This is a genomic window from Nakamurella sp. GG22 (assembly GCF_052976845.2).
Genome location: NZ_JBRIIO020000004.1, coordinates 125327 through 151081 on the forward strand (window position 1 = coordinate 125327; position 25755 = coordinate 151081).

21 protein-coding genes, 6 pseudogenes and 1 other annotated feature are annotated in these 25755 nt (G+C 65.0%); of the genes and pseudogenes, 21 read left to right on the forward strand and 6 right to left on the reverse strand.

Going from position 1 to position 25755, the window contains the following annotated elements; translation table 11 throughout:
- Position 1: 1 nt before the first annotated feature.
- From ACVBEQ_RS06460 to ACVBEQ_RS06500, 9 genes are all read left to right on the forward strand, one after another.
- A complete protein-coding gene (locus ACVBEQ_RS06460) occupies positions 2 to 1177 on the forward strand; it encodes a transferase (RefSeq protein ID WP_447153469.1) in 1176 nt (391 codons plus the stop codon).
- Positions 1174 to 2010 carry a sugar phosphate nucleotidyltransferase gene (locus ACVBEQ_RS06465; protein WP_447153470.1) on the forward strand — a complete coding sequence of 279 codons (837 nt, stop codon included), beginning with the start codon at positions 1174 to 1176 and terminating at the stop codon, positions 2008 to 2010. The genes ACVBEQ_RS06460 and ACVBEQ_RS06465 overlap by 4 nt, the downstream gene beginning before the upstream one ends.
- Positions 2007 to 2654: a PIG-L deacetylase family protein gene (locus ACVBEQ_RS06470; protein WP_447153471.1), complete on the forward strand. Its 648-nt coding sequence runs from the start codon at positions 2007 to 2009 to the stop codon at positions 2652 to 2654. The genes ACVBEQ_RS06465 and ACVBEQ_RS06470 overlap by 4 nt, the downstream gene beginning before the upstream one ends.
- Before the next feature lie 5 nt (positions 2655 to 2659).
- Entirely contained in the window at positions 2660 to 4039 is a 1380-nt protein-coding gene (locus tag ACVBEQ_RS06475) for a glutamate-1-semialdehyde 2,1-aminomutase (RefSeq protein ID WP_447153601.1), read from the forward strand.
- Between the two features lie 479 nt (positions 4040 to 4518).
- Positions 4519 to 4995, forward strand: a complete 477-nt coding sequence (locus ACVBEQ_RS06480; RefSeq protein ID WP_447153472.1) for a hypothetical protein — start codon at positions 4519 to 4521, stop codon at positions 4993 to 4995.
- 321 nt (positions 4996 to 5316) lie between these two features.
- Complete coding sequence (locus ACVBEQ_RS06485; protein ID WP_447153473.1) at positions 5317 to 6645, forward strand: polysaccharide pyruvyl transferase family protein; 1329 nt, start codon at positions 5317 to 5319, stop codon at positions 6643 to 6645.
- A gap of 79 nt (positions 6646 to 6724) precedes the next feature.
- Positions 6725 to 8308: an oligosaccharide flippase family protein gene (locus tag ACVBEQ_RS06490; protein WP_447153474.1), complete on the forward strand. Its 1584-nt coding sequence runs from the start codon at positions 6725 to 6727 to the stop codon at positions 8306 to 8308.
- A gap of 250 nt (positions 8309 to 8558) precedes the next feature.
- Complete coding sequence (locus ACVBEQ_RS06495) at positions 8559 to 9143, forward strand: hypothetical protein (RefSeq protein WP_447153475.1); 585 nt, start codon at positions 8559 to 8561, stop codon at positions 9141 to 9143.
- Positions 9144 to 9207: 64 nt separating this feature from the next.
- The gene (locus ACVBEQ_RS06500) at positions 9208 to 9546 is read left to right on the forward strand and encodes a transposase (protein WP_447153476.1); all 339 of its coding nucleotides are present in this window, start codon (positions 9208 to 9210) and stop codon (positions 9544 to 9546) included.
- Here the strand turns inward: ACVBEQ_RS06500 and ACVBEQ_RS06505 are convergent.
- Positions 9504 to 11357, reverse strand: a complete 1854-nt coding sequence (locus ACVBEQ_RS06505) for a tyrosine-type recombinase/integrase (protein WP_447153477.1) — start codon at positions 11355 to 11357, stop codon at positions 9504 to 9506. The genes ACVBEQ_RS06500 and ACVBEQ_RS06505 overlap by 43 nt on opposite strands.
- Positions 11354 to 11995, reverse strand: a complete 642-nt coding sequence (locus ACVBEQ_RS06510) for an IS3 family transposase (protein ID WP_447153478.1) — start codon at positions 11993 to 11995, stop codon at positions 11354 to 11356. Before ACVBEQ_RS06510 ends, ACVBEQ_RS06505 begins: the two co-directional genes overlap by 4 nt.
- A 108-nt stretch (positions 11996 to 12103) precedes the next feature.
- Here ACVBEQ_RS06510 and ACVBEQ_RS06515 point away from each other — a divergent pair, with 108 nt between their 5' ends.
- The 6 genes and pseudogenes from ACVBEQ_RS06515 (at position 12104) to ACVBEQ_RS06540 (ending at position 20633) form a co-directional block, all read left to right on the forward strand.
- A complete protein-coding gene (locus tag ACVBEQ_RS06515; RefSeq protein WP_447153479.1) occupies positions 12104 to 12943 on the forward strand; it encodes a DDE-type integrase/transposase/recombinase in 840 nt (279 codons plus the stop codon).
- 1056 nt (positions 12944 to 13999) lie between these two features.
- Positions 14000 to 15067: an IS110 family RNA-guided transposase gene (locus ACVBEQ_RS06520; RefSeq protein ID WP_447152184.1), complete on the forward strand. Its 1068-nt coding sequence runs from the start codon at positions 14000 to 14002 to the stop codon at positions 15065 to 15067.
- Between the two features lie 618 nt (positions 15068 to 15685).
- Entirely contained in the window at positions 15686 to 16756 is a 1071-nt protein-coding gene (locus ACVBEQ_RS06525) for an IS110 family RNA-guided transposase (RefSeq protein ID WP_447153602.1), read from the forward strand.
- Positions 16757 to 16783: 27 nt separating this feature from the next.
- Positions 16784 to 18098, forward strand: a pseudogene (locus ACVBEQ_RS06530) (Mu transposase domain-containing protein).
- A 15-nt stretch (positions 18099 to 18113) separates the two neighbouring features.
- Positions 18114 to 18908, forward strand: coding sequence for an IS21-like element helper ATPase IstB (istB, locus tag ACVBEQ_RS06535; RefSeq protein ID WP_447153480.1), 795 nt, complete (start codon positions 18114 to 18116; stop codon positions 18906 to 18908).
- A gap of 525 nt (positions 18909 to 19433) precedes the next feature.
- Positions 19434 to 20633 carry an IS110 family RNA-guided transposase gene (locus ACVBEQ_RS06540; RefSeq protein ID WP_447153481.1) on the forward strand — a complete coding sequence of 400 codons (1200 nt, stop codon included), beginning with the start codon at positions 19434 to 19436 and terminating at the stop codon, positions 20631 to 20633.
- A gap of 15 nt (positions 20634 to 20648) precedes the next feature.
- On the opposite strand, the pseudogene ACVBEQ_RS06545 reads toward ACVBEQ_RS06540, so the two are convergent.
- Positions 20649 to 21499 (reverse strand): annotated as a pseudogene (locus ACVBEQ_RS06545) (transposase); the annotation flags it as partial.
- A gap of 63 nt (positions 21500 to 21562) precedes the next feature.
- Between ACVBEQ_RS06545 and ACVBEQ_RS06550 the strand changes: the two are divergent.
- Positions 21563 to 21919, forward strand: a pseudogene (locus ACVBEQ_RS06550) (integrase core domain-containing protein); the annotation flags it as partial.
- Here the strand turns inward: ACVBEQ_RS06550 and ACVBEQ_RS06555 are convergent.
- Positions 21867 to 23016 (reverse strand): annotated as a pseudogene (locus tag ACVBEQ_RS06555) (IS3 family transposase). The pseudogenes ACVBEQ_RS06550 and ACVBEQ_RS06555 sit on opposite strands and share 53 nt — an antisense overlap.
- A 74-nt stretch (positions 23017 to 23090) precedes the next feature.
- Between ACVBEQ_RS06555 and ACVBEQ_RS06560 the strand changes: the two are divergent.
- Together ACVBEQ_RS06560 and ACVBEQ_RS06565 are read left to right on the forward strand one after the other, a co-directional pair.
- A complete protein-coding gene (locus ACVBEQ_RS06560; RefSeq protein WP_447153603.1) occupies positions 23091 to 23288 on the forward strand; it encodes a transposase in 198 nt (65 codons plus the stop codon).
- Positions 23246 to 23377 (forward strand) — a sequence feature (AL1L pseudoknot). Its footprint overlaps the gene before it by 43 nt.
- A complete protein-coding gene (locus ACVBEQ_RS06565) occupies positions 23285 to 23707 on the forward strand; it encodes an IS3 family transposase (RefSeq protein ID WP_447153482.1) in 423 nt (140 codons plus the stop codon). (Overlaps the previous feature by 93 nt.) Before ACVBEQ_RS06560 ends, ACVBEQ_RS06565 begins: the two co-directional genes overlap by 4 nt.
- Before the next feature lie 60 nt (positions 23708 to 23767).
- Here the strand turns inward: ACVBEQ_RS06565 and ACVBEQ_RS06570 are convergent, their stop codons facing one another.
- Positions 23768 to 24001 carry a hypothetical protein gene (locus ACVBEQ_RS06570; protein ID WP_447152261.1) on the reverse strand — a complete coding sequence of 78 codons (234 nt, stop codon included), beginning with the start codon at positions 23999 to 24001 and terminating at the stop codon, positions 23768 to 23770.
- Between ACVBEQ_RS06570 and ACVBEQ_RS06575 the strand changes: the two genes are divergently transcribed.
- The 3 genes and pseudogenes from ACVBEQ_RS06575 (at position 23991) to ACVBEQ_RS06585 (ending at position 25671) form a co-directional block, all read left to right on the forward strand.
- Positions 23991 to 25214 (forward strand): IS110 family RNA-guided transposase, encoded by a 1224-nt coding sequence (locus tag ACVBEQ_RS06575; RefSeq protein WP_447152262.1) that lies wholly within the window; start codon positions 23991 to 23993, stop codon positions 25212 to 25214. The two genes, ACVBEQ_RS06570 and ACVBEQ_RS06575, sit on opposite strands and share 11 nt — an antisense overlap.
- 22 nt (positions 25215 to 25236) lie before the next feature.
- A pseudogene (locus ACVBEQ_RS06580) lies at positions 25237 to 25514 on the forward strand (DDE-type integrase/transposase/recombinase); the annotation flags it as partial.
- 19 nt (positions 25515 to 25533) lie between these two features.
- Complete coding sequence (locus ACVBEQ_RS06585) at positions 25534 to 25671, forward strand: hypothetical protein (RefSeq protein WP_473163165.1); 138 nt, start codon at positions 25534 to 25536, stop codon at positions 25669 to 25671.
- Here ACVBEQ_RS06585 and ACVBEQ_RS06590 read toward each other — a convergent pair.
- Positions 25609 to 25734, reverse strand: a pseudogene (locus tag ACVBEQ_RS06590) (hypothetical protein); the annotation flags it as partial. The gene ACVBEQ_RS06585 and the pseudogene ACVBEQ_RS06590 overlap by 63 nt on opposite strands.
- Between the last annotated feature and the right edge of the window lie 21 nt (positions 25735 to 25755).

Here is a 25755-nt window from a genome sequence, read left to right on the forward strand (position 1 = left end):
CATGTCGCAGACCACGCTGCCAATCAGGGCGCCCGATACGGCGTGGGCTTGTCGTTGGTGCCGGTCTGTCGAGGGCGCGGTGGTACTCGATCTCGGGAGCCAGTCGGCAGCGGACTTTTTTCCACGTGATGGCGACCCGCGCCCAGATCCGATTCATCCTCTGGCGATGATCCAGTGCACGCGCTGCAGGCTGGTTCAGCTGGAATCTGATCCAACCGGCCCTGACGAGCCGCGTGGTGTCGAGCCACTCGCGTTAGTGATTCAAGCTCGAGAGGCCATCGCCGACGTGGCGTCAGCCGGCTGGCTGCCCGACATGGGCACGGTCCTGGAACACCCGAGCCCGCATGGTGGATCCTGGTTGCCGGGCGTGACGGCCCGCGGCCTGCGTCAGGTGGAAACTGGGCCGGCGGACGTGGTTATCGATGCGTTCGGGATGATGCATGACGCCGACCAGCAGGATGCGCTGCGCTTGCGGGCGGCTGAGCTCACCCCCGGTGGAGTTTTGTTGCTGCAGTTTCATACGCTGGCCGCGATCCTGCGACAGGGCATGTGGAACGCGCTTCGCCACGGGCATTTTGCTTACTATTCAGTCCCGGTCGTGGTCGCCATGGCCGAGGATGCCGGTCTTCAGGCCGTCGGCGCCTGGGAATTCGACCTCTACGGTGGAACCGTCATGATCGCATTCACCCGCGGAGGCGTGCGCAGCGTGAATGTCAACCGGCTGATCGAACGCGAAACGGCCGAGGGCGTCCTGGAACCGGCGATGGTGGCTCGATTGCAGGAATCGGTGTTGACCACTGTGTCGGCAATTCGCGGTTACCTCGACACCGCGTCGGCGGCCGGATTGACGGTAGCCGGCTACGGCGCGGCCTCGCGATCGGTGGCTCTTCTGGCCATGGCAAGTGTCAGCCCGGCTGATCTGGTCGGGATTGCCGACGCATCGCCTACCAAGCAGGGGCGCTACCTTCCCACCGTGCGGATCCCTGTGATCGCTCCCCAGGAACTGGTCGATTTGCGACCGGACCGAGTCCTGCTGTTCGTTCCGGACTTGCTGAGCGAGGTCCGCCGAGCGCTTCCCGGTGTGGAGGCGAGCGGGGGGCGATGGACCGTCCTGGATCCTCAGCCGGTGGAGATCGAGCCTGTCAATGCCTCAGCTTCCTCGAGGAGTCAGTCATGAAGGTTGTGCTGTTCTGCGGTGGCCTCGGTATGCGGATGCGTTCGGGACCGGAATCGGTACCCAAACCCATGATGCCTATCGGTAACCGTCCCGTCCTGTGGCATGTGATGCGTTATTACGCTTACTTCGGCCACACAGATTTCATCTTGTGTCTGGGGTACGGCGCCAATGCGGTCAAGGACTATTTCCTGGATTATCGTGAGACGCACTCGAATGATTTCGTCATGCACAAGGGTGGCGATCGGATTGAATTGCTGTCCAGCGATATCAGTGACTGGAGTATCACCTTCGTCGATACTGGAATCGACACGGCGATTGGCGAACGGCTCCGCAGAGTGCGGCCATACTTGGAAGGGGACGACGTTTTCCTGGCAAATTATGGGGACGTGCTCACCGATGCTCCGATGGATAGGATCATCCAAGAATTCGCGGCTTCGGACGCGGTCGGAAGCCTGTTGGCCGTCAGCCCGCAGGATTCCTTTCATGTCGTGCGCATCAATGGCGAGCACATGATCACCGAGTTTCAACCGGTCGCGGACATGGACATGCGGATCAACGGTGGTTACTTCGTCTTGCGCCAGGGCATCTTCGACTATCTCGAAGAGGGTGAAGACCTTGTGATGAACGCCTGCGTGCGCGCGGCGGCCGAAGGGAAGATGCGAGCGGTGCGCTATGACGGTTTCTGGGCACCGATGGACACGCTCAAGGAACGAGCGCAGTTAGAGGACCTGCATCGGCGTCGGGTCAGTCCATGGGCATTGTGGGACAAAAGGTTGCCTGCGTCGAAAGGGTCGGTACCGGCGCTGGAACTGCCTGACGTGTCAGGGTCATGATATCGCTCCTACCTGCCAGTAGGGAGCTTCGGGTCCTCTGTCTTGGCGCTCATCCCGATGACATCGAAATCGGCTGCGGCGCAGCCTTGCTGACGCTTTCGACGCGACCGCAGACGACCGTGACGGCGATGATAATGACCGGGGAGGAGCGGCGCGCCGACGAGACCCGGGAGGCCATGGATGAGTTCTTTCCCGGCTGCCAGGTCGACGTTCTGGGTTTCCGTGATGGTCGCCTACCGTCGCAGTGGGACGCCGTCAAGGACTCCCTTGAGTCGACGGCCGGCGACCGGGCACCGGACATCGTCTTCGCGCCGCGTCCTGATGACGCGCATCAGGACCACCGGCTGATCGGTCAACTCGTGACGACGGTTTGGCGTGACGCCCTGGTCCTGCACTACGAGATTCCGAAATGGGATGCGGACTCGGCGCGGCCCAATCACTACCTGCCGGTGGATGCTGATCATGCTGAACGCAAGATTGAACTGCTGGACCAGCATTTCGGCTCTCAACGCGGTCGCGACTGGTGGGACCGCGAGCTGTTTCTTGGCTTGATGCGCATGCGCGGGGTGGAATGCCGCCACCGATACGCCGAGGCGTTCACGGTCGGAAAGGCAGTGCTGAATCTTGCAGGAGGTGCTCAGTGACGGAATTGGCCAATTTATCGCCAGTTCGGCGGTCGTTCACAAGATCTATCGACGCCCAACGCACGTTGCACCGGCTCGTCCCGGGTGGGGCCCATACCTACGCCCGCGGGTCGGACCAGTATCCCGAGGATATGGCGCCGGTTCTTGTACGCGGCTGCGGCGCCCGGGTAGAGGATCTGGACGGCAATTGGTTCGTCGAGTACGGGATGGGTCTTCGATCGGTCACCCTCGGACATGCCTACGAACCGGTGGTCGAAGCCGTCGCGGCGGCGGCACGGGACGGTGTGAACTTCTCCCGTCCAACAATTTGGGAACTGCGTGCCGCCGAGCAGTTTCTGGAGCAGGTGCCTGGCGCCGACATGGTCAAGTTCGCCAAGAATGGCTCGGACGCAACAACTGCCGCCGTCAAGGTCGCCCGGGCTGCGACCGGACGACCGCTGGTCGCAATCTGCGGCAGCCAGCCCTTCTTCTCCACCGACGACTGGTTTATCGGCACAACCGGGATGAATGCAGGCATACCACACGAGCACCGCCAGCTGACGGTGAGCTTCGCCTACAATGATCTTGATTCAGTGACTGCGCTGTTCGAGCGCCATGCCGGACAGATTTCCTGCCTGATTCTCGAGGCCGCAACGGCACTGGCCGAACCCGCACCTGGCTTTCTAGAAGGCCTACGGCTATTGACCGAACGGCATGGCGCGGTGCTCATCTTCGACGAGATGATCACCGGAATGCGCTGGGCCGTAGGTGGCGCCCAAGCGGTCTACGGCGTGACCCCTGACCTTTCGTGCTGGGGTAAGGCACTCGGCAACGGCTTTCCGCTGTCCGCTTTGGCGGGCAGGCGCGACCTCATGGAAATCGGCGGTTTGGCGACCGATGCCTCTCGACCGTTCTTGCTATCGACGACTCACGGTCCCGAGACCACCGCCTTGGCCGCCTACCTTGCTGTCGCACAGGCTTACCGCGAGCGCGACATCATCGGGATCATGGAACGGCAGGGCACCGCACTGGCCGACGCAATCAACGCAGTGTCGACGGCGGCCGGGCTCATCGACCACGTCTCGGTGATCGGGCGCCCGTCTTGCCTGATCTTCACGACAAAGGACCACCTACGAGAACCTTCCCAGCCGTTCCGGACCCTGTTCCTCCAGGAGCTCCTCGATCGGGGAGTCTTAGGACAGTCATTCGTCATATCCGCTGCTCACACCGACGAAGATATAGCGACAACCGTCGCCGCAGTGACGGCGGCCCTGAACAAATACGGGCAGGCGCTGCAACAACGAACAACAGACGGCTTCTTGCGCGGTCGAGCGGTCGCCCCTGCCCTGCGCGAGTTTGCGGCACCCCGTCGCCTTGTCGATTTTTCGGTGAGCGCAGCTGACTGAGGTACGCACATATGATCCGTTACATACGGTGGTTGGTTGTGCTGTAATCTGGAATCACCAGTAGTGATGGGGTGATCGGCGGGTCGTCGCGTGGGAGTCGCCTGTCGGCCAGGAACATAGAACGTCGCTACGGGTCTGCTCGGCATTGTTAAGAAAATATCATGTGGATGCGATTGTGTGATTCTGTTCCGGTGCGGTCGGAGGTGTTCGACGAGCCGAATTTAGTGTGACCTCCCGGGCTGGTCCCGGAGATGGGGTTGGCGGCCCGAGCAGGCCTGATCGACTCGGCGAACCGGCACTTCACGGTGCCCGGCGACCCGGGTCACGCAGGTGGCTCGAAGGTATCTGCTCTGGTCGCGGGCACGGGCCGAAACGCCCCCGTGAGGCGCCGCCCGGCTGGTCGCCGACGCGTCACCACTTGGTCCTGCGGGGACCGGGCTGGTGGCGCTCCTCGCGGATAGCCGTTCTGCGGCCGGGACGTGATGGCCGCAGCCCGCCGGAGCGGCTGGAGGTTCTCGATCACCGCCCGCAAGGACCGCGCCTTCACCGCCGCTATTACCTCCATTCTTGACGACACCTGGACCGCGATCGCCCACCCGACAGCGGTATTCAACGACGAACTCCAGCGGCTGGTGTCCGACGCCGAGTTCGCCGAGTTCGCTTACACCGCCTTTACCGCCGCAAACCGACAAGGTCACTGCTCGTTGATCGTTCGCCGAGTCGGCGACGCCAAGCCCCAACACACGGTCAAGAACCGCAGAGCGAACTGTTCCGGATGTGGCGGCAGCACTCTCCTACTCACAGACAGCCATTCCGCGTCCGCCAAGACCGTCGCTTCACCTCAGGACGTCCTCACCATGGCTTTTCACACGACCCGCGGCAACCCCAGCGTAGCAACACCTCCGAATTACCCGCGCCGTCAGCCGGCGATGGCGCCATCGTCCTCAGCCTGGTAACGGTGCGGCTTCCCGTCCAAACGATTGTATGCACGCACTGCTTACGATTACTGCTTTCCTGCACACCGGTGTTGCCGTTGCGCGACGAGTCACCGCTGTCTCTGGCGTCGCATCAGTCGAAGACCTACGCGCGGTCACCTCCGAAGTCGCCGCCGGTCCACCGGTCGCAGTCAGGGTGGTGCTCGGAACGGTCGCCACCGCATTGACGTGTCCGAGATCGCGCCGCCGTCCGGCTTATCGCGACGAACTGGCCGCTGACACCGTTCTCGGCTACGGTAGGTGAGTAGGATCCGACGGCTGCTTGCCCCTCTGGAGAGACGGTTGCTGGACATCGAACCCAGGGTGCGGGTGCTGATTGAGAACAGCGAATATTGGCTGCGCAACAACGGCGATCTCGCGATGCTGGACGTGACCATCGAAAGGGTGCGTGAACGCTGGCCGCACGCACGGATCGCCGTTTTGACGGACTCGCCGAGTCTACTGCGCGCCTATTTTCCTAAGTGCGAGGCGATCACAGTTTTCGACTCCGATCCGTGGGCGAAGCCAAGGTGGAAGGAGCGCCTGGCGGCACGAGTCGGGCCGCGGGTCGTCGGCCCCGTCGCATTGACATGGCTGCGCCTGAGCGTTTCGTTGCCCCAGAAAACTCGGGGGGCAAAACGGCGGCTGCGCGGCGCATGGCGTGCGCTCGCCGGCGACCCGATCCCGGCTCTGCCCACTCCTGACCCTGCTCCCGTCACGCGTGGATCGTTCGCCGCGGTCGAAGGCGCCTCTCTCCTGCTTTCACTCGGCGGCGGGTATCTCACCGACGCAGATCCCGCGCAGACCACCCGAGTTTTCAACTTGTGTGAACAGGCGTACCGGCACGGCATCCCGGTCGCGATGGTGGGTCAGGGGGTCGGGCCGATTGACAATCCCGATCTGCGCGCCCGTGCGGTGGAGGTGCTACCGCATGCCCAATTCATTGCTGTCCGCGAGCGGCGGCGAGGGCCGGCGCTGCTCGACGAGATAGGCGTCGCACCCGAGAGGGTGCTAGTGACTGGCGACGATGCTATCGAACTCGCGTACAGGCATCGGCCCGCGCAGATGGGCACCGACATTGGTTTCTGTCTGCGCGTCGCGGAGTATTCACCGGTTTCCGACCAAGCTCGATATTCAATCGGTAGTGTGGTGCGGGATATAGCCACGCAGTTGGATGCGCCACTCGCCCCGCTCATCATCGCTGAGTACAAAGCGCAGGACCGCCGATCGACCTTACCCCTCGTGCGAGGCTACCCGAAACTCCGTCGACCACCGGGCCGCTACACGTCGCCTCGCGAGGTGGCGGTCCGGGTCGCGCAATGCCGGGTCATAGTAACTGGGGCGTACCATTTGGCTGTCTTCGCGCTTTCACAAGGGACGCCGGTGGTTGCTTTAACTTCGTCTGCATACTATGACGACAAGTTTCTGGGCCTAGCGGACATGTTCGGCACCGGCTTGCAAATGATTGATTTGCGAGCCGCCGACCTCGAGGATTCGCTCGCCGGCGCAATTCGGTCAGCATGGCGGGAGGCGCCGGGAGTGCGGGAGCCGCTGCGCGCGAGCGCTCGCGACCAGATCGTGGCGAGCAAGGAAGGATTCGATCGGGTGTTCCGGCTGGTCGAAAAGGGTTAGTCAACTGCGCGTTAGCTAGGTTGACGGTAGCGACGCAGTAACGACACCCGATCGAGCTGGAGGAGAGGGTCTTTGCCAGATGACCGGTGAACCAGAGAGCACATCGGCCAACACCGAGCCGGCAGGCACCAGTCATTCGTTGCGCCGCAACATCGGCTATGTAGCGGCTGCATCAGCGGTGGCGCTAGTGTTCGGTGAGGTGGTCACGTTAGGGCAGACAGTCGCTCTCGCTCGGCTGCTCAGCCCGGCTGAGGTCGGTGTCTTTGTGGCAGGAACCGTCTTGACGTCGTTCCTGGGCAACTTTGTTGAAGGCGGGCTACGCTCAGGACTCGTCCACCGAAACGACAAACTTCCCGACGCGGCTGAGACGGTCTTCTGGGTGACAATCGTCTCTGGTTTGCTAATGACCGTCGCGGCACTCGCCGCAGCTCCGGTGATTGGTTTGGTCTTCAACAACAGCGAGGTGGGTTATGTTGCCGCGGCCTCGTCGGGAGTGTTGCTCGTCTACGCCTTGACCAACGTTCCCGAGGCGTTGTTGCAGCGCAAGTTCAGTGTCCGTCGTCGGCTGATCGTCGGCCCGTCGGTCGCGGTAGCCTATGCCACCGTTTCAGTCTCGCTGGCCGCTCTGGGCTGGGGCGTGTGGAGCATGGTGGTCGGGCTGTACGTATCGCAAATCGTGTGGGTCGCGACATTGTGGTTGATAGCTGACTGGCGGCCAGGTAGAGGACGCGCTTCGCTGCGATTGTGGCGAGAGTTGGCACGTTATGGCCTCCCCCTCGTCATCGGGATGCTAGCTGCTCGTGTATACGCCCTGCTCGAGTCGGTCGTGGTCGGCCGTGGACTGAGTGAGGCCGCTCTCGGGAACTACCGTTACGGTCAGCGCATCGCGATGATCCCGCAAAAAGCCATCATTGAGATCGGTGCGGTTGCGCTGTTCCCGGCGTTCTCTCGGATATCCAAAGATCTGGTCCGACTGAAGCCCGCTTACCTACGCGCGATCCACTGGGCAACTATCGGTGCAGCAGCACTTAGCGGTCTGATGGTCGCGCTCGGCGTTCCTGCCGCGGTTGTCGTGCTGGGTGAGCCATGGCGTGGGGCCGGGGTCGTCGTGATGGCGATGGCTGGCCTAGGCATCGGCAAGGCGCTCATCTCGGTGAGCGAGGAGGCGATCAAGGGAGGCGGTCGGACAGCCCTACTGAATTGGTACTCCGCCACGGAAGTGATTCTAGGGGTGGGCTTGTTGCTTGTCCTAATCGGACCGTTGGGTCTGCTTGGCGCCGGATTATCGGTTTCAATCACATCAATCGTCGTTGGAGTTACCTGTGTCGGTCTTGCACGTCCGGTTGTCCGCTTCTCGATTCGCGAGGTCAGCGCCGCGGTGCTCCCGCAGTTGCCATGTGCAGCCGTCGCCACCGCGGCGTGCGCCGCGCTGGAACACCTGGTGCTGCACTCGGACGCACAGGCGATCGGCCTCGCAATTCTGTTCCTTACTATAGATGTGGTGGTGTTCTGTCTCGTCTACCTCGCTTGTCTGGCTCTGGTGATGCCCTCGACGGTACGTGAGCTGCTCCGCATGAGCCTGGCGTTGGTGCGCCGCGGTTGGCGATTACGGCGGACGCGGAAAGAGGACAAATCAGAACCGAGACGACCCGCAACGCCGTGAAGTCCTAACGGGGCTTCGCCCCGGCCCAGAAAGGCGTGCGATGGTCACTTTGTCGTTGGGTGGGCTCCGGTCAGGCATGATCATCTGGTACCGGTGTGGTCCGGCGCGGGTATATGACTGCCCTTGCGGCAGTGGTTGCCCTGGCGGCCGCCTGATTCCGGACCCGGAGCCGGATATGACGGTAGCCCGATATGACGGTAGCCCGATCCGTGGCTGATATGCTGACCGATCACCTCACCTTCACGCTGCCGTGCATCGACCGGATGTACTTGAACGTGTACCAGCCAAACTCCAGTACGCCGCGGGACTGGTCGGCTTCTTTCACGGTCGGCTCGAGTTACTGACCGCGTCGACCGCGCCGTCGGCCAAGATCAGTGATCCGTTCACCCGAGCGGTGCACCGGTTCGCCGAGTCCGAGGGCATCCCGTGGGTGGACTTCGTCAAGGGTGAACGCAAGGACGACGTGCTCAATTGCCCTGGATCTAATGCACCCTTCGTACGTGTGAGCGACCGACCGGTCCTCACGAATATGAGCGTAGTCCGCTTCAGTTCGATCGGTGGCCGGCGGCCGAGCCGGTGCATGAGCCGGTCGTTTGTTGTACCAGTGCAGGCAGGCGCTGGTGGCGTCCTCGATGTCGCGGAGCCGGTCGAACACCAACAGCAAGGACGCCTGAACCACCCGGTCCATCGCGGTGGGGATGCCGAGCCGGCGGAGTTTGCTGCTGTTCGGTTTGGGGATCAACCGTTCCCGCACCGGCAGCGGGGTGAAGGTGCGGGACTTCAACTGCTCCCGAACCTGCCCCAGAAACTTCACGACCTCGTCATCTTCGGCTGAGGTTCCCCCGGCGTGGTGGACATCGATCTAGCGGGCCTGTTTGGCCTGCTGGGAGGATGTTCCTGTGTCCAAATCACGTCGGTCTTTCACGACCGAGTACAAGGTCGAGGCTGCGCATCGGGTCATCGACACCGGTCGCACCGTCGCCGAGGTCGCCCGTGAGCTCGGGATGGGCGAGCAACTGCTCGGTCGGTGGGTCCGCGACGAACGGGTCCGCACCGAGACCGCCACCGTCAACGGCACCGCACCTCTGACTGGTACCGAACGGGCCGAGTTGCAGCGTCTTCGTCGGCAGGTCACCGAGCAGGAGAAGGACATCGCGTTCCTAAAAAAAGCATCGGCTTATGCGGGTGATAGTTGTCAAGCGGGAGAGCTGCCGAGTCTGGTGATGAGCTCGAGGTAGACCTTCTGACGATGGGGTTCGCCGCGGTCGGTGGCGTTGCCGAGTTGGTTGGTCAGGGTCTGGCGGTGGTCTTCGCTCGTGGCGAAGTGGGTGCAGGATTCGCAGATCGTTTCGTATCGGCAGTCCAGGACGGCGGGCCGGGTGCAGTGCCCGTTGCCGAGCAGTCGGGTGGTTTCCGCGCGCAGTCTGCGCATGTTCGGGCCTTCGACATTGTCGGCGGGGGTCGCCTCTGATTGGCTGTAGAGGGCCTCGACCTGGCCGGTGACGGCGAAGTACTCGGCTGCGACGGTGCGATCGGAGATCCGGGCGTAGGTCATCGTCATCGACATCGAGGCGTGGCCCAGGAGGGCTGCGATCGCTTCGAGGCTCATGCCATTGTTGATGGCCTGGGTGGCCATGGTGTGACGAAGTTGGTGCGGGGTGACGTGGCCGATGCCTGCTGCCCCGGCGGCGGCGTAGACCGCGTTGTCGACCCGCCGACCGGGGATGGGTCGTCCGTGATCGGTGAACATCAGGGTGCTGTTCGGCAACTGTGGGTTTGCCGAGAGCCATTGCTGTAAAAGTTCTTCGACTCTGGGGTGCAGTGGGATGTAGCGGTCGGTGTGGAGTTTCCCGACGGGGGTCCGCAGCCAGCGGCCGTCGCCGATCTGGGTCATCGCGTCGCGGGTGAGTCCGATGAATTCACCTTTGCGGAGCCCGGTGCGAGCAAGAACTTCCACGGCGACCCGTTCGAACAGGGTGGGCAGGTTCCGCGCGGCGGTGAGTAGAGCTGCTGCTTTGGCGTCGTCGAGGAATCGGGGCAGCGGTCGGTCCCGGATCGGCATGTCACCGGCGAAGATGGGGTTCCGCGGTGGAGCGTCGGGGTAGTCACATTCGATGATGCGGTCGAACATGCCGCGCAGGTGGCCCAGGCGCATCCCGGTTGTCGTTTTCGCGGGTTCACGTTTGCCGCGGTAGCCGGCTTTGCTGGTGAGAAACGTTTTGAAGCCTTCGATGTGGGTGCGCCGGACATCGGCGATGCCGAGGACGTCCGGGTGGTGCTCGGTGAGATACACGGCGAAGTGCCGGAGCGTGGTGTCGATCAGTTCGACGCTGCCCGGGCGCATGCTGACGGTGATTTGGGCCAGGTATCGGCGCAGGGTTTCGACCAGCAACGGCGCAATGACGGCAAGAGCCTGCCAATGGCCGATGCGGGTCGACGGCGACAGCCGGGTCGATCCGGGGTGATCCAGTGCCCCGAGGCTGCTCAGGGTCGCCTTCAGGCCGTGCAATGGAGTTGACCAGGATGTGAGGATCTTGCCGGTCGGGCCGGTGTGGGCGGCGGTCAAGGCATCGACCGCCAGCTGGAACTGCCTGCCGGGCAATAACTGTGGCTCAATGCCGGTGGTGACGGAGATCTTCGCCAACGTGCGCCACTGGCATCCGGCTTGGACGTCGCTGAACCCGATAGTGGTCGCGGCGCTGTGAAAGGTGACGGCGAACTGCGGGTTTGCATCGGCCGCGTGGTGCCCCCACCAGCTGCCGCTGGCCCGGACATACCGTGCATCGACCGGGATACCGAGGGCGGTGAGCAGGAACGCGACGAGGGTCCGGATGTCCACGTGCACGCCGAGCCGCCGACACAGAGACGCTGTGCCCCAACCTGTCAGATCAGCGAACACCAGACGGTAGCGGGCAACGGTTGATCGTCGTGCTTGCCGCCCGGCGGCGGATTCAGTGGCGTCGTTGAACCGCTCGATCGCTATCGCCTCGGTCACCGAACGCGGCGCGGTCACCGGTCCGGTGACCGTGTCGGCCGCGGCGGTGTTCATGACCGGTCCGCGGCGGCGGCCAGAGCGTTGTCCAGGGCGGTGATCGCGAGGTGATACTGCCCGGACAGCCAGGTGTCGGACAGATGCAGGTAAATCCGGGTCGATTCGATGTTGCGGTGCCCGGCCTGAGCCTGCACCGCTTCCAGTGACATGCCTGCTTCCCGCAGCCGGGGAGGAAACCGTCGGATCACCGTCATCGGGTGCGGTCGACACCGCTGATCCGCACTCCCCGAACGCTGCCCCGAATCCTGGACTCCGTGGCGGTCAACGAGATCGGGCGGAAACGACGCGGACGGATCGATGATGGTGGTGCGGACCTTGAAGGTGCGCGGGCTGATACCGGCGATACCGAGCCCGGCCATGATCACCGCGACGGTGTTCTTCGAGACCCTCTCACCCAGTTCCTGCAGGTCAGCGGTGATCCTCGGGGAACCGTAGGTGCCCAGGGAGTCCTTGTGCAGTGAAAGCACCTTCACCTGCCGGTCACTGCGCAGCTGCGCGGCAGCGCTGGGTGTTTTCACGCCACGGCGCCGCGTCCGCCAGGCGTGGTACCCGGATTTGGAGACGGGCAGGTTCCGGGCCATGACAGCCACCGGGGTGTTCGCGTATTCCGCGTCCATCAATTCAAAGCAGGTCACTTTGATTGATTCGCCGCGAAATACGCAAGGATATGCAGGTGATCTCGTTGGTCCCGATGAACCTGCCCTCGGCGGGAGGCGGACCGGGGATCCGAGAGGAACCCCTTCATGTCGCAGTTCACTCCGCAGCTGTCCAAACGACCAATGGGCGAATCCGGAGTCGAGGTCAGGCTCGGTCACGAACTGCTCGATGACTACCTTCGTTTCGTCGCGGCACGGTGCCGGCCCAACTCGGTGTTGGCCGCCGGGTACGACCTGAAGGTCTTCTTCACCGCTGTGCGCAAGGAGCCGGTCGAGGTCACGATGACCGACGTCCTGGACTTCATCAATGACCAAACGGTCACCGACCCGCGGCGGCAACGTGGTCCGGCTCGTCGACGGGGAGAAGGGCCTGTCCGCGCGGACCATCCGGCGGCGGCTGGCGACGCTGTCCGGTCTGTATGGGTACCTCGGCGCCCGGAACCTGGTCTCGGTTCATCCGGTGCCGACCGGGTTGAGCGTGATTTCGACCAGGGCCGGATCGACGCCGTATGGACATCGGACATCACCTACCTCACTTGCGGTGAAGGCGACCTGTATTTCTGCGCGATCAAGGACGAGCACTCGAAACGAATTCTCGGGTGGAAGGTCGCCGACCACATGCGCGCCGAACTCGTCGGTGATTGCATCACCACCGCCGTCGCGACACGTGGTGGACACTGTGCCGGTACGATCCTGCACTCCGACAAGGGATCTCAATACACCAGCGGCCACGTCAAGGACATCGCCGCAGGTCACGGGCTACAACGGTCGATGGGCGCGACCGGGATCTGCTGGGACAACGCCGGCGCCGAATCACTCTGGTCAAGCTTCAAACACGAGTACTACTACCGGCACACCTTCACCACCAAGACGGAGCTGATCGCAGCCGTTGATGCCTGGGGTCCACCGCTACAACACGACCCGTAGACACTCAGCGATCGGCCAGATCAGCCCGGTCCACTACGAGGTAGCGTCAACCGTGGTCAACCAGGCCGCGTAACCCCCGTCGACCATTCCGGGGGAACCTCAGGCGATGGAGACCGGGCTGACCCGGTCCACCCCGGCGGTTCTGCCGCCCTTGTTACCCCGCACCCGGTTCCACGCAACCGTAAGAAAGTCCGGGTGATGAACGAGGTTGAACACATCATCAAACCGGCGACCAGAGTCACTGACCGCCCAGAGGTGCAGCTTGCATTGCATGTGTCGTACCCGCCTGGCCGCCCCGAGAGGGTCCGGCCACGACGGCTCACCGACATTCATTAGCGACTCCGATCACGACTTGCTGCTGCGTCAATCCGCTAGGGCCCTTCGCCATGTGCGAGGCTTTCCCCCGCTCGGACTACTACGGCCCCTCCGCCCCACCGTGTGGTCATCGGTCGACGACGCACCAACCCGACCCACCGCACCAGGGAGGCACGGGTGGTCGGGAACCTCACGGTGGTTCCCACGTTCACTGCACACCGGTCGGCAGGGAAGGCGCCCAGCTATGCCCCTGCGATATCGCCACGGTTACGCCGCAGACCTTCACCGTGGCCTCCGGGGCGAGCGATCTTAACCCGCACCGAAGTTCCCAACACCGGAAGGTGTTGGTGCGCATCGCGTACCAGCCCGAATTTACCGGGTTAGAGCTGGCGGGAGACTTAAGAAGCGTTGACACTGGTTCCTCTCGTACGCTGATGGCGCTCGGGTGAATCTCCCCGGACCTGCTCGTTGAAGTTCCGACTTGTATGGGGTTCAGCGGTATCGCGACCTGGGTTGATCGCCCGTAGCGTTGCCGTAGGACACCGGGCGGGCTGACTCGTAGAATTCCTGCCGCCTGCGAGGGTTGGCTCTGGTGGGGTGTGTCGAACCCGCCCGGTGGCCGTTCGCGGTCTGACTCAACAGAGGCGTGACCACGAAGGCACCGGCAAGTGCTCTCGAAGTCGGAGTGTCGACCGCGGATCCCCCCATCCAGTCCACGGGAAGTGAAGGGACCCAATGACGATGATGCTGATCGGCGTTGATCCGCACAAGTCCACGTCCACGGCGACGGCCGTGGAACCCGAATCGAATCGTGAGGTGGCCTCGATCCGTATCGACGCCACCTTGCGGGAATACCGCCGCCTGCTTACCTGGGCTGGTCGGTGGCCGGAGCGCCGTTGGGCGATCGAGGACGCCGAGGGCCTGGGCCGGCATCTGGCGTCCTGGCTGCTCGCCCGCGGGGAAGAGGTCGTCGACGTGCCCACGACCGCGACCGCCCGGGTGCGGCAGCTCTCCCGTGGTGGAGGTCGGAAGAACGACCGGATCGACGCCGCCGCGGCAGCGTGCGTGGCGGCATTGCAGGGTGATGCGCGTCCGTTGGAGGCCGAGGACACCGCGGATGTGTTGGGACTGCTGGACGAGCGGCGGGCGAACCTGTCGCAGGCCCGGGTCCGGGCGGTGAACCAGCTGCATGCCCTGCTCCGGGCGTTGCTGGCCGGCGGCGCACCCAGGGGTTTGTCCGCCCTGGCCGCTGCGGCGTTGTTGCGCACGGTGCGGCCGGCGGGTGACGCCGAACGGGTCCGCAAACACATCGCCGGTGATCTGGTTGCCGAGATCCATTCCCTGGATTCCCGGTTGAAGGCCAACGCCGAGGTGATGGCGGGGCTGGTGAAGGCCTCGGGCAGCACCCTAACCGGGACCGTGGGCATCGGACCGGTCACGGCCGCGCGGTTGATTGGCCGGTCCGGCCGGGCGAGCCGGTTCCCAAGCTCGGCCGCGTTCGCAGCGTATTCGGGTGTCGCGCCGGTCGAGGTGGCCAGTGCGGAGCATGCCCGTCATCGGCTGTCCCGGTCCGGGGATCGTCAGCTCAATTCCGCGTTGCACATCGTCGCGGTAACCCAGATTCGGACGGCCGGCAGCCTGGGCAACATCTACTACCGGACCAAGATCGCGGAGGGTAAGACCCCGAGGGAGGCCAGGCGGTGTCTGAAACGGCGCCTGGCGGACCATGTCTGGCGGACCATGATCAGCGACGAAAAGCGCCAGCGGGCAGAGGTTTCCGGTCCGGCTTCCGCTTCCGACGCCGCCTAATTCTTACCCCCTCCCGGCCGCTTCAGGAGCTCGGTCATCGCAGACCTGGGGCACACAACTAACGTGGAAATTACTTCCTTCCCCCCTCCGTAGCTGCCGGTACTTTCCGCAGACGAGGAGAGGTCAATGTGGAGCGCCCGGAGCGGGTTTCAAACCCGCGGCCAGCCGGGGGGACGAACGACATTGACGTCGACGAGCGGCGGAAGACAATTGCGGCGCTGAGGGGGGAGGAAACCAAACTCGCGGTCGAGGGGGGCTTGACAAACACCGAGGCACCCCACCTGTGTGGCTCCGCCAACGATGGCGGGGCTCCCTCGATGCTGGCGGTCTCTGACCACACACCAGCTGCTCGAGGGAGCCCCGCCTCATGCTCACACTGTGAGACTTGCCTGAGCCGCCCGGCGGGCTGACTCCTGCTCACACTGACCTCGTGGTTTGGGTGTCTTTCTCTTGATCCGTCGCCTGTCCGGGCGGTGCACCACCTCGGTGGTGCTGGCCGGCCGGGCAGTGACCTCATAGGAGCCTGATCGCAGCTCAGGTCCCGTCACAGTCCTGTCCACCCGACCAGCCAGCGTCGCTATCCGTACCCGGTCGAGCCAGGAGGTAGCAGTGACGAGCATGGCGCAGCAGCACCGTCGACGTCGAGTGATCGTCGGCCTGGACACCCACAAGTTCATCCACGTCGCGGTCGCGTTGGATGCCGATGGCGCAGTCCTCGAGTCGCGATCGGTGACCGCGGATTCCGCCGGGTACGAGGAGTTGATCGGCTGGGCCGCCAAGCTGGGCCAGGAGGTGGTGTTCGCGGTGGAGGGCACCGGTTCCTACGGGGCCGGCGTGAGCGTCGCGATCCGAAGGCACGGTCTGGAGGTCGTGGAGGTGTCACGGACCGATCGTCGGGATCGACGCCTGCGCGGGAAGTCCGACACCCTGGACGCAGAGAACGCGGCCCGCGCCGTGCTGGCCGGCAGGGCGACGTCGGTGCCGAAGGCAGCCGACGGCACGGTGGAAATGATCCGGCAGATCAAAGTCGCGAAAGATGTTGCGGTGAAAGCACGAACCGCGGCGATGGTGACCTTGAAGAGCGTCCTGATCAACGCCCCGGCCGAGCTGCGGGAGGCTCTGCAACCGTTGACGAAGATGGCGTTGATTCATCGTTGCGCCGCGCTGCGTCCGGGTGACGTCACATCGGTCGCCGCGGCAAGCAAGCACGCCCTGCGGGCGATCTCCCGTCGCTGGTTGGCGTTGGACGCGGAGATCAAAGACCACGCAATGATCCTCGCCGAGCTGACCGCCCGGATCGCTCCGCACCTCGTCGCCGCGGTCGGTTTGGGACCGGACACCGCGTCGGATCTGCTGATCGCGGCTGGCGACAATCCCGAACGGATCCGCTCAGAAGCGGCCTGGGCCAGACTCTGCGGTGTCGCGCCCATCCCGGCGTCATCCGGGAAGACCACCCGGCACCGACTGCACCGCGGCGGCCACCGGCAGGCCAATGCCGCGCTCTACCGGGTCGTCGTCGTCCGCATGCAATATCACGAGCCGACCAAGGCCTACGTCGCTCGGCGCACCGCAGAAGGCAAGACCAAGACCGAGATCATCCGCTGCCTGAAGCGACTCCTGGCTCGCGAGGTCTGGGCGCTTCTGCGACCACTTCGCGTTGAGCCCACCCGGCTTCCTGTTGCTGCTTGACGTTTATAGGAGCATCAGGAGGACGACATCGACGCACACGCACTGAGGAGGAGGGGTTGGTCGATCTCGGCGATCGCCCGGCACCTGGGCAGGGACCGCAAGACGATCCGGGCGTACCTGTCCGGGGAACGGACCGCCGGTGTTCGGGCGCCGGCCGGTGAGGACGTCTTCGAGCCCTTCGCCCGGTGCCGCGAACGACTGACAGAGGACCCGCATCTGTGGGCGACGGCGTTGTTCGACGAGGTCACGGCATTGGGTTATGACCGGTCCTATCCGCGGTTCACGCACAACTTGCGGGTCCGTGGGTTGCGTCCGGCGTGCGAGCCGTGCCACCCGACGGCGGGCCGGCCGGTGGCGGTGATCGACCACCCGGCCGGTGAGGAAACGCAATGGGAGTGGGTGGATCTGCCGAACCCGCCGGCGGGGTGGGACGGGTACGGGCGCACCGCGTATCTGCTGGTCGGGGCGTTGTCGCATTCCGGGAAATGGCGCGGTGTGCTCGCCGAGAGCACCGACCAACCGCACCTGGTCGACGCCCAGCACCGGGTCGCCACCGGGTTGGGCGGGGTCAGCAGGGTGTGGCGGTTCGACCGGATGTTCACCGTGGTCCACCCCGGCACGGGCTGGGTCACCTCGTCCTACGCGGCCGTCGGCAAGTACTACGGGGTGCAGGTCAAACCCTGCCCACCGCGGCGTGGGAACCGCAAAGGCGTGGTGGAGAAGGCGAACCACACCGCCGCGCAACGCTGGTGGCGGACCCTGCCCGACGACGTGACCGCCGGGCAGGCCCAGGCGGCGTTGGACGTGTTCTGCGCGGCGAAGACCGACACCAGGTTGCGGGTCGTCGATGATGCCGGGACCCGTTGCAGTGTTGCTGCTTGCCGAAACCGAACCCATACGGCCAGTGCCGGCAGCGGCGTTCCCGACGGTGGTGGCGGTCCCGCGGCCGGTGACCGCGCAGGCCCTGGTGTCCTTCCGCGGAAACCGGTACTCGGTGCCACCGCAACTGGCCCGCACGGTCGTCACCGTTCAGCACCGCCTGGGCTCCCCGGTGCTCTCGATCATGACCAGCAGCGGCGTTGTGGTCGCGGTGCACCACCGGGTCGCCGACGGCACCGGCGCGACACTGCGCACCGACACCCATGTCACCGCACTCACCGCCGCGGTGCTCGGTGCGCTGCGCACCGACCGGCCGCACCGCCGCAAACAGCGGATCCCACCCGGACCGGCAGCACTGGCCGCCGCCGACCACCTCCGCGGCACCGCCCCTGAGGCCGGTGCGGTCGTCGTGGACCTGTCGATTTATGCCGCCGCGGCGGCGCGAAGGAGCACCCTGACATGACCGCCGGGCGAACCGATGACGGCGGCCGAGGCCAGCCGCTACCAGCAACTCCGATGCCACCTGAGCACCCTGAAACTGACCGACGCCGCGGAGGCACTGCCCGCCGTCCTGGACGCAGCCAGGGCCGAGAACCTCACCGTCACAGCCGCTCTGGAACGGCTGCTGCGGATCGAGGTCACCACAACCGAGGCCCGCCGGTTGGCCGGCCGGCTCCGCTTCGCCTGCCTACCGACACCGGCCACCCTCGAGGATTTCGACTACGACGCCCAACCCGGCGTCGACCCGCAGCTCATCAACGACCTCGCCTCCTGCCGCTACCTGCAGAACGCGACCAACGTGCTGATGATCGGACCACCCGGTGTCGGCAAAACGATGCTCGCCGTCGGCCTGGCCCGCAAAGCCGCCGAAGCCGGCTACCGCACCTACTTCACCACCGCCGCCGACCTCACCGCCCGCTGCCACCGCGCCACCATCGAGGGCCGGTGGGCCACCACCATGCGGTTCTACGCCGGCCCGACACTGCTCGTGATCGATGAACTCGGCTACCTCCCGCTGCCCGCCGAGGCCGCTTCCGCGCTGTTCCAGGTCGTCGCCCAGCGTTACCTGAAGACCTCGATCATCATGACCACGAACCGTGGCGTGACCTCCTGGGGCGAGGTCCTGGGCGACAGCATGGTCGCCGCCGCACTTCTCGACCGCCTACTCCACAGATCCGTCGTCATGGACATCAGCGGGGACTCCTACCGGCTCCGCGACCATCACGCCCGCACCGACAACATCCGCAAAGCCAACCGCACCGGGCTACCCTGACCACGCCACCAGGTGGGGAATTCAGGCGAGCAACCCTGGGGAGATCCAACGAGCGCCATCAACGCCGTCCTGCCTTGCTTGCCGGGCCCGGACCATCCGGTAGTGCTGGTCCGTCCCGGCGTTGTCGGGGCTGCTTTCCGCCCTCACCGGCGTCTCCCGGATCAGGCTGCCCCCAGCTTCGTCATGCTGCTGCGACAACACGACGGCGAAGGTGTCTCACCCCCGCCCGGTAATGCAGCGCCTCGTGGCGCACTAAATCCCCTTCCTTACGTTCGTGGAGGGGTGGATCAGGCCCTGGTCGTAAGGTCTTGATCGCTCTCCTTGGGACAGGTGGGTATGGCTGCAGATCTCCCTGCCGGGCTGATCGTTGGTTGGTGACGGCTCACTGGGAATGGCCGCCCGCCTGTCCTGGTGGTAGCTCGACCGCTCATTGAGACTCGCGCGACGATCGTTGGGTAAGGACGTGCCGGCGTGGCTGCCACTCGAGGAGAACCCCCTTTGGTGACGGCGACGTGAGGATGGCTGATGACGGCGGTCTGGGTAGGAATGGATTCGGGGAAGTGGGCGCACCACTGCGTGGTCATCGACGCCGGCGGCCGGGTGCTGCTGTCCCGGCGGGTGGCCAACGATGAGGCCGCGCTGACCGGCCTGATCAGTGCCGTGCTGTCTTTGGCCGACGGTGATGAGGCTGTGTGGGCCACCGATCTCAACGCCGGTGGTGCAGCGCTGCTTCTGGCGTTGTTGGCCGACCGGTCGCAGCGGGTGCTCTACCTACCCGGTCGGATCGTTCACCACGCCGCGGCGACCTACCGCGGTGACGGCAAGACTGACGCCAAAGATGCGCGGATCATCGCCGATCAGGCGCGGATGCGGAGCGATCTGCAACCGGTCCGGGCCGCCGGCCAGGTCAGCGTTGATCTGCGGCTGTTGACCTCGCGTCGGACCGACATGATCTTCGACCGGGTCCGTCATATCAACCGGCTGCGGGCCACGATGTTGGAGTACTTCCCCGCTCTAGAAGCAGCTTTCGACTTCTCGAAGAAGGCACCGCTGATCCTGGTCGCCGGTTATCAGACACCGGACGGGATCCGCCGCATGGGCGTTGCCCGGCTCGCCGCCTGGCTCAGGAGCCGCGGCGCCCGCGGCGCCGACACCGTCGCCGCCAAGGCTGTTGAGGCCGCCGCCGGTCAACGCACGGTGTTGGCCAGCCAGGCGGTGGCCGCGCAGATCGTCACCCAGCTGGCCGGGCAGATCATGGCGTTGGACAGCGACATCGCCGCCCTCGACGAGCAGATCGCAGAGACGCTCGACCGGCACCGTGACGCGAAGATCCTGCTCAGCATGCCCGGCTTCGGGGTCGTCCTGGCCGCGACGTTCCTGGCCAACACCGCCGGCAACGTGACCACCTTCGACACCGTCGACCGACTGGCCAGCGTCGCCGGCCTGGCCCCGTCGCCGCGAGATTCCGGCCGGATCAGCGGCAATCATCACCGACCGCACCGATTCAACCGACGACTACTGCGAACCTGCTACCTGGCCGCGTTATCCAGCCTGAAGGCCAGCCCCGCCTCGAAGGCCTACTACGACCGCAAACGCGCCGAGGGCAAGTCCCACAAGCAGGCGATCATCGCGCTCGCCCGACGCCGGCTCAACACGATCTGGGCCATGATCCGTGACCGCACCACCTACCAAGAGCCAGCCCCCGCACTACCCGCAGCGGCTTGACAAACAGCATTGAGATTCCCAATGGCCGGGTACGGCCCGGTCCTCGACTTCAGCGGGCCGCTCGCTGATCATCACTTCCGGGGTGACATGGGCCCAGGCCTTACGGGACGCCCGGGCCCGTGGAGCGCGCAGCGCTCGTCCAGTCCGGAGACACGCGACCAGCTCTCGCTTCAAAGCACCCCTGCTTTGGATGTAAAGAGCCTGGTAGATCGCCTCGTGACTGATGCGCATGGACTCATCATCGGGAAAGTCCAGCTTGAGTCGGTTCGCGATCTGTTCCGGGCTCCAGCCCGTCACCCACCGCCGGTCCCCGCGGTGCGGCTTGCCCCGACCGTTCCACGGCTCCGTCACCGGCCCAGCGACGACGGATCCGTCCGGCTGACAGACTTGGCCCGACAGGCGCTGCTGCACATACTCACGCAATCGATCATTCAGCACCAGTTTCGCTGTCTTCGGCCGCTGCGCGACCAAGTCGGATTTCCACTGCGCAACAGACGCCCGATATTCCAGCTTCCCGCCCCGGGTGGCGGCATTCCGGCGCAATTCACGGGAAATCGTCGAAGGATCACGGCCTACCCGTTTTGCGATTTCCCGCACCCCGGCGCTCTGAGCTCTCAGTAACGCGATCTCTTCCCGTTCCCGAAACGACAAATACCGACCGGACAATCCAGGGCGTTCAAACGGTGACATGCCGCCAGCGTGTCGGAACCACCGCGCACCGACCGCCCGCGACACGCCGACCACCTCCGCGGCGTCCTCCGCCCACAAACCCTTGGCGATCTCCATCCAAAACTGCCGCTGCACCTCCCGCCGATGCGCCGGCGCCCCGGCGACTTCATCGGCGAACGACCCGTCAACGCCGTCATCCAACCCGCTGGCCTGCCCATACCCACCTCCGACTCGAGGTGTTGCGACGACCAGTTGAATCCGCCCAATATACTTCTATTGCCTTCACCGACCGACTCGTCGAAACCGGTATCGATCCTTAAGTTGGCTCGGTAGGCGACGCCTACGATAACGCACTCGCGGAATCGCAGATCGGCATCTTCAAATCAGAATTGATCTACCCACACGGCCCATGGCGCGACCGTGACCACCTCGAGGCCGCCGTGATGGACTGGGTCCACTGTTTCAACACCGAACGCACCCACGAACCGATCGACGACTTCACACCAGCGCAAGCCGAACAGCTGGGGTCTGCCCCCAATTCAGTTGACTCGTGGGTTTGGACTGTCACGCCGCGGTTGCGAGTGACTGGTAGAGCGTCTCAAATTCGACCGGGGTGAGCTTGCCAAGGCGGCGTTGTCGGCGGCGGCGGTGGTAGGTGCGTTCGATCCAGGTGATGATCGCCAGCCGCAGCTCGTGCCTGGTAGACCACCGTTGCCGGTCCAGCACGTTGCGTTGCAGCAGCGCGAAAAACGATTCCATGGCGGCGTTGTCACCCGCCGCGCCGACCCTGCCCAACGATCCGACCAGGTTGTTCTTGCGTAGGCAGCCGATGAAGGCTTTGGGGCGAAATTGACTGCCTCGGTCCGAATGGACCACGGTCCCGGTCGGCCGGCCGCGTAGCGAGACGGCGTTCCGCAGCGCTGAGACGGCCAATGAGGCCTCCATCCGCGAGTCGATGGAGTACCCGACGATCCGGTTCGAGTGCAGGTCCTTCACCGCGCAGAGGTAAAGCTTTCCCTCGTCGGTGCGGTGTTCGGTGATGTCGGTGAGCCAGGTGGTGTTCGGCGCGGTCGCCGTGAATACCCGTTTGACCAGGTCGTCGTGGACCGGTGGGCCGGCCCGCTTGCTCAGCCCGGGTTTCCTGGCCAAGGCCGAGAAGATCCCCTGCACCGAGCAGAGCCGGGTGACCCGGTTCTCGCCCGCGGTGATGCCACGGGCGGGGAGCTCGTCGGCGATGAACCGATACCCGAACGCTGGTCGTCGTGATGGATGTTCACGGCGGCATCGATGAGATGCGCGTCGTCCCAGTCGCGTTGTGTGACAGGCGCTTTGCGCCACGCGTAGAACGCCTGTGTGGAGAAACCGAGCACCCGGCAGGTCACCGTGACAGGGATCTTGTCAGCGGCCAGATCAAGGACCAGCGGGTACATCATTTTGGGTTGACGTCCCGAGACAAATACGCGACCGCGCGGCGCATGACTTCGGCCTCCTGCTCCAGCAGCCGGATCCGTCTCTTCGCCTCCCGCAGCTCCGCGGACTCCGACGACGTGACGCCCGGCCGGACACCGTCCTCGATGTCGGCCAGGCCGAGCCAGCGGTGCAGACACGACTCGGAGATCCCGAAATCCTTCGCGACCTGCGCGACCGGCGCCTCGCCCTTCCGGGCGACCGCGACGACATCACGACGGAACTCTGGTGGGAACGCTTTGGGCATGAGGAGCATCCTTCCAGCGAGGACGAATCCTCACAGGCAAGGAGTCAACCGAACCGGGGCCAGTCCCGTTGGGTGTGCACCCGGAGGCGCTGCGGAACTGGGCGCGGCAGGCCGAGATCGACCAGGGGCAACGGGGCGGCACGACCAGCACCGACGCGGAGCGCATCAACGAGCTGGAGCGGGAAAACCGGGAGCTGCGCCGGGCGAACACGATCCTGCGGCAGGCGAGCGCGTATTTCGCCCAGGCGGAGCTCGACCGCCCGTTCAAGTGAGTGTCGATTTCGTCGACGCCCACAAAGGTGAGCACGGCGTCGAGCCGATCCTGAACACGCTGGCGGGAACGCCGGTGGGGATCGCGCCGTCCACCTACTACGCGGCAAAGCAACGGCCGGCGTCCCGGCGGGCCTTGTCTGACGCCCGACTGATCCCGTTGATCGCCAAGATCCACCGCGACAACTACGGGGTGTACGGGGCGCGGAAGGTCTGGCATCAACTCATCCGTGACGGTCACGTCGACGTCGCCCGGTGCACCGTGGAACGGCTGATGCGGGTCAACGGGTTGCGCGGCATCTGCAAGGTCAAGACACCACGGACCACGGTCCCCACCCGCGACGGGTTGCCGCAGGACAAGGTCAACCGGTCCTTCACCGCGGCCGCGCCGAACCGGCTTTGGCTGGCCGACATCACCTAATGGGAGGGCCGGGTCCCCTGACCTGGTGCCCGTGGTGAACTGGCGGGGGCCCCTGAGATATCACCGGCCCAGGCCGGGGGGCATGGTGGTGGTGAGCCGCTGGAGGGTGTCCACTCCCTTGTCTGAACCGGCCGTCGAGGTCTGAACGTAGACGGTGGCCCCGCCAGTCGCCGGGTACGTGATCGGCTGGTGAGATGCCGCGCCGTCGAGCGCTTCCATTAGGTCGCCGCACGCACCCTCGGGCTCAACCGCGAAGGGATCGACGAGCGAACGGGAGAGCGAATTGGGAATCACCTGCGGGATCGATTGGGCGGAGAAGCACCACGACGTCGCTGTTGTCGACGAATCGGGCCGGGTAATCGGCAGACGAAGGATCACCACCGGCGTGGCCGGCTTCGGTGAGCTGATGACGTTGCTCGCCGAGCACACCGACAACCCGCCGGCCGTCCCGGTGGCCATCGAAACAGACAAGAACCTGATCGTTTCCGCGCTGCGGGCCGCCGGCTTCGTCGTCTATCCGATCAACCCGCGGGCGGTGGCGCGGTATCGGGAACGGTATGGACAGTCGGGGAAGAAGTCCGATCCGGGTGACGCGGCGATCCTGGCCGACGTCCTGCGCACCGATCGGCATCAGCATCGGCCGATGCCAGCGATCACCGACAACGCTCTGGCGGTGAAGGCGTTGGCCCGTCAGCACCAGGAGGGGATCTGGGCGCTGCATCAGACCATCAACCGCCTCCGATCGGTGCTGTTGGAGTTCTACCCTCAAGCGCTGCAGGTGTTTCCAAACCTGAAGCACCGCGCGGCGATGGCCGTTCTGACCGCTGCCCCCACTCCGGCCCAAGGACTGAAACTCACGCCCCGTCGGGTCGTTGTCCTGCTGCATCGCTGCGGGCGACGCAACGATCCCGCCCTGGTCGAGGCGATCATCTCCGGTCTGAAGACGCCGGCGTTACGGCAGCCCCCGCAGGTCGAGGCCGCGCTCGGCCGAACCGTCGCGTCGCTGATACGCATCATCACCGTGATGCTCGACGGCGTCGACGACCTGGAACAGGCGCTGTCGGCTGAGTTCGACAACCACCCGCTCGCCCCGGTGCTGAGGTCCGCTCCCGGTCTCGGGCCGCTCTTGGCCGCCCGGGTGCTGGCCGAGATCGGCGACGATCCAGCCCGATTCGCCACCGCGAACGGGCTGCGCGCCTTCGCCGGCACCGCACCGGTCACCCGCGCCTCCGGCCGCTCCCACTTCGTCAAAGCACGCAAGGTCCGCAACCGACGCCTCGGCGATGCCTGTCACTGGTGGGCGTTCGCGATGCTCACCAGGTCCGTCGGCGCCCGAGCGCACTACGACAAAAGAAGAGCCGCCGGCGACAGCCACAACGCCGCCCTGCGCAACCTGGCCAACAAGCTCCTCGGCCGACTCTGGTGGTGCCTTCAACACCAAGAGCCCTGGGACGACGCAGCCGCCTGGCCCAAGCCCAAAACCGAGGCCGCCCCGATCGCTGCTTGACACCTGACTCGCGTGGGATGTCTACATTAAAACGCATTCCGGGTGGGTGTATGCCGCGTTCGTGTTGGACACGTTCTCCCGGCGGGTCGTCGGCTGGCAGGTCTCCACCTCACTGCACACGGGTTGGCGCTCGACGCGCTTGACATGGCGTTGTGGGCCCGACGCCGCGAGGGCGCTGACCTGTCCGCATTGATTCACCACAGCGACAGGGGCGTGCAATACCGCGCCATTCGGTACACCGATCGACTCGCCGATGCTGGCGTGGTCGCCTCTGTCGGATCCAAGGGCGACAGCTACGACGGTTTCCAGCGTAGTGATTGTGCTCGAGTTCGGCGGGTGGGATGTGCCCGATCTCGCCGTGCAGCCGCCTGTGGTTGAACCAGTCGAGGTATTCGGCCGTGGCGATCTCGACGTCTGTGATGCCGATCCACGGGCCCTTGTTGCGGATCAGTTCTGACTTGAACAGCGAGTTGAATGCTTCCGCGACGGCATCCTGGCAGCTCAGTCGAGCTCGCCACAACCGGGAGTCTCCACTAAACCC

Excerpts from the sequence above, each read along its gene's own strand:
- ACVBEQ_RS06460 (WP_447153469.1), top strand. The coding sequence starts at position 2 with ATGTCGCAGACCACGCTGCCAATCAGGGCGCCCGATACGGCGTGGGCT.
- ACVBEQ_RS06465 (WP_447153470.1), top strand. The coding sequence starts at position 1,174 with ATGAAGGTTGTGCTGTTCTGCGGTGGCCTCGGTATGCGGATGCGTTCG.
- ACVBEQ_RS06470 (WP_447153471.1), top strand. The coding sequence starts at position 2,007 with ATGATATCGCTCCTACCTGCCAGTAGGGAGCTTCGGGTCCTCTGTCTT.
- ACVBEQ_RS06490 (WP_447153474.1), top strand. The coding sequence starts at position 6,725 with ATGACCGGTGAACCAGAGAGCACATCGGCCAACACCGAGCCGGCAGGC.
- ACVBEQ_RS06505 (WP_447153477.1), bottom strand. The coding sequence starts at position 11,357 with ATGAACACCGCCGCGGCCGACACGGTCACCGGACCGGTGACCGCGCCG.
- ACVBEQ_RS06515 (WP_447153479.1), top strand. The coding sequence starts at position 12,104 with ATGTCGCAGTTCACTCCGCAGCTGTCCAAACGACCAATGGGCGAATCC.
- ACVBEQ_RS06520 (WP_447152184.1), top strand. The coding sequence starts at position 14,000 with ATGATGCTGATCGGCGTTGATCCGCACAAGTCCACGTCCACGGCGACG.
- ACVBEQ_RS06525 (WP_447153602.1), top strand. The coding sequence starts at position 15,686 with ATGGCGCAGCAGCACCGTCGACGTCGAGTGATCGTCGGCCTGGACACC.
- istB (WP_447153480.1), top strand. The coding sequence starts at position 18,114 with ATGACGGCGGCCGAGGCCAGCCGCTACCAGCAACTCCGATGCCACCTG.
- ACVBEQ_RS06540 (WP_447153481.1), top strand. The coding sequence starts at position 19,434 with ATGACGGCGGTCTGGGTAGGAATGGATTCGGGGAAGTGGGCGCACCAC.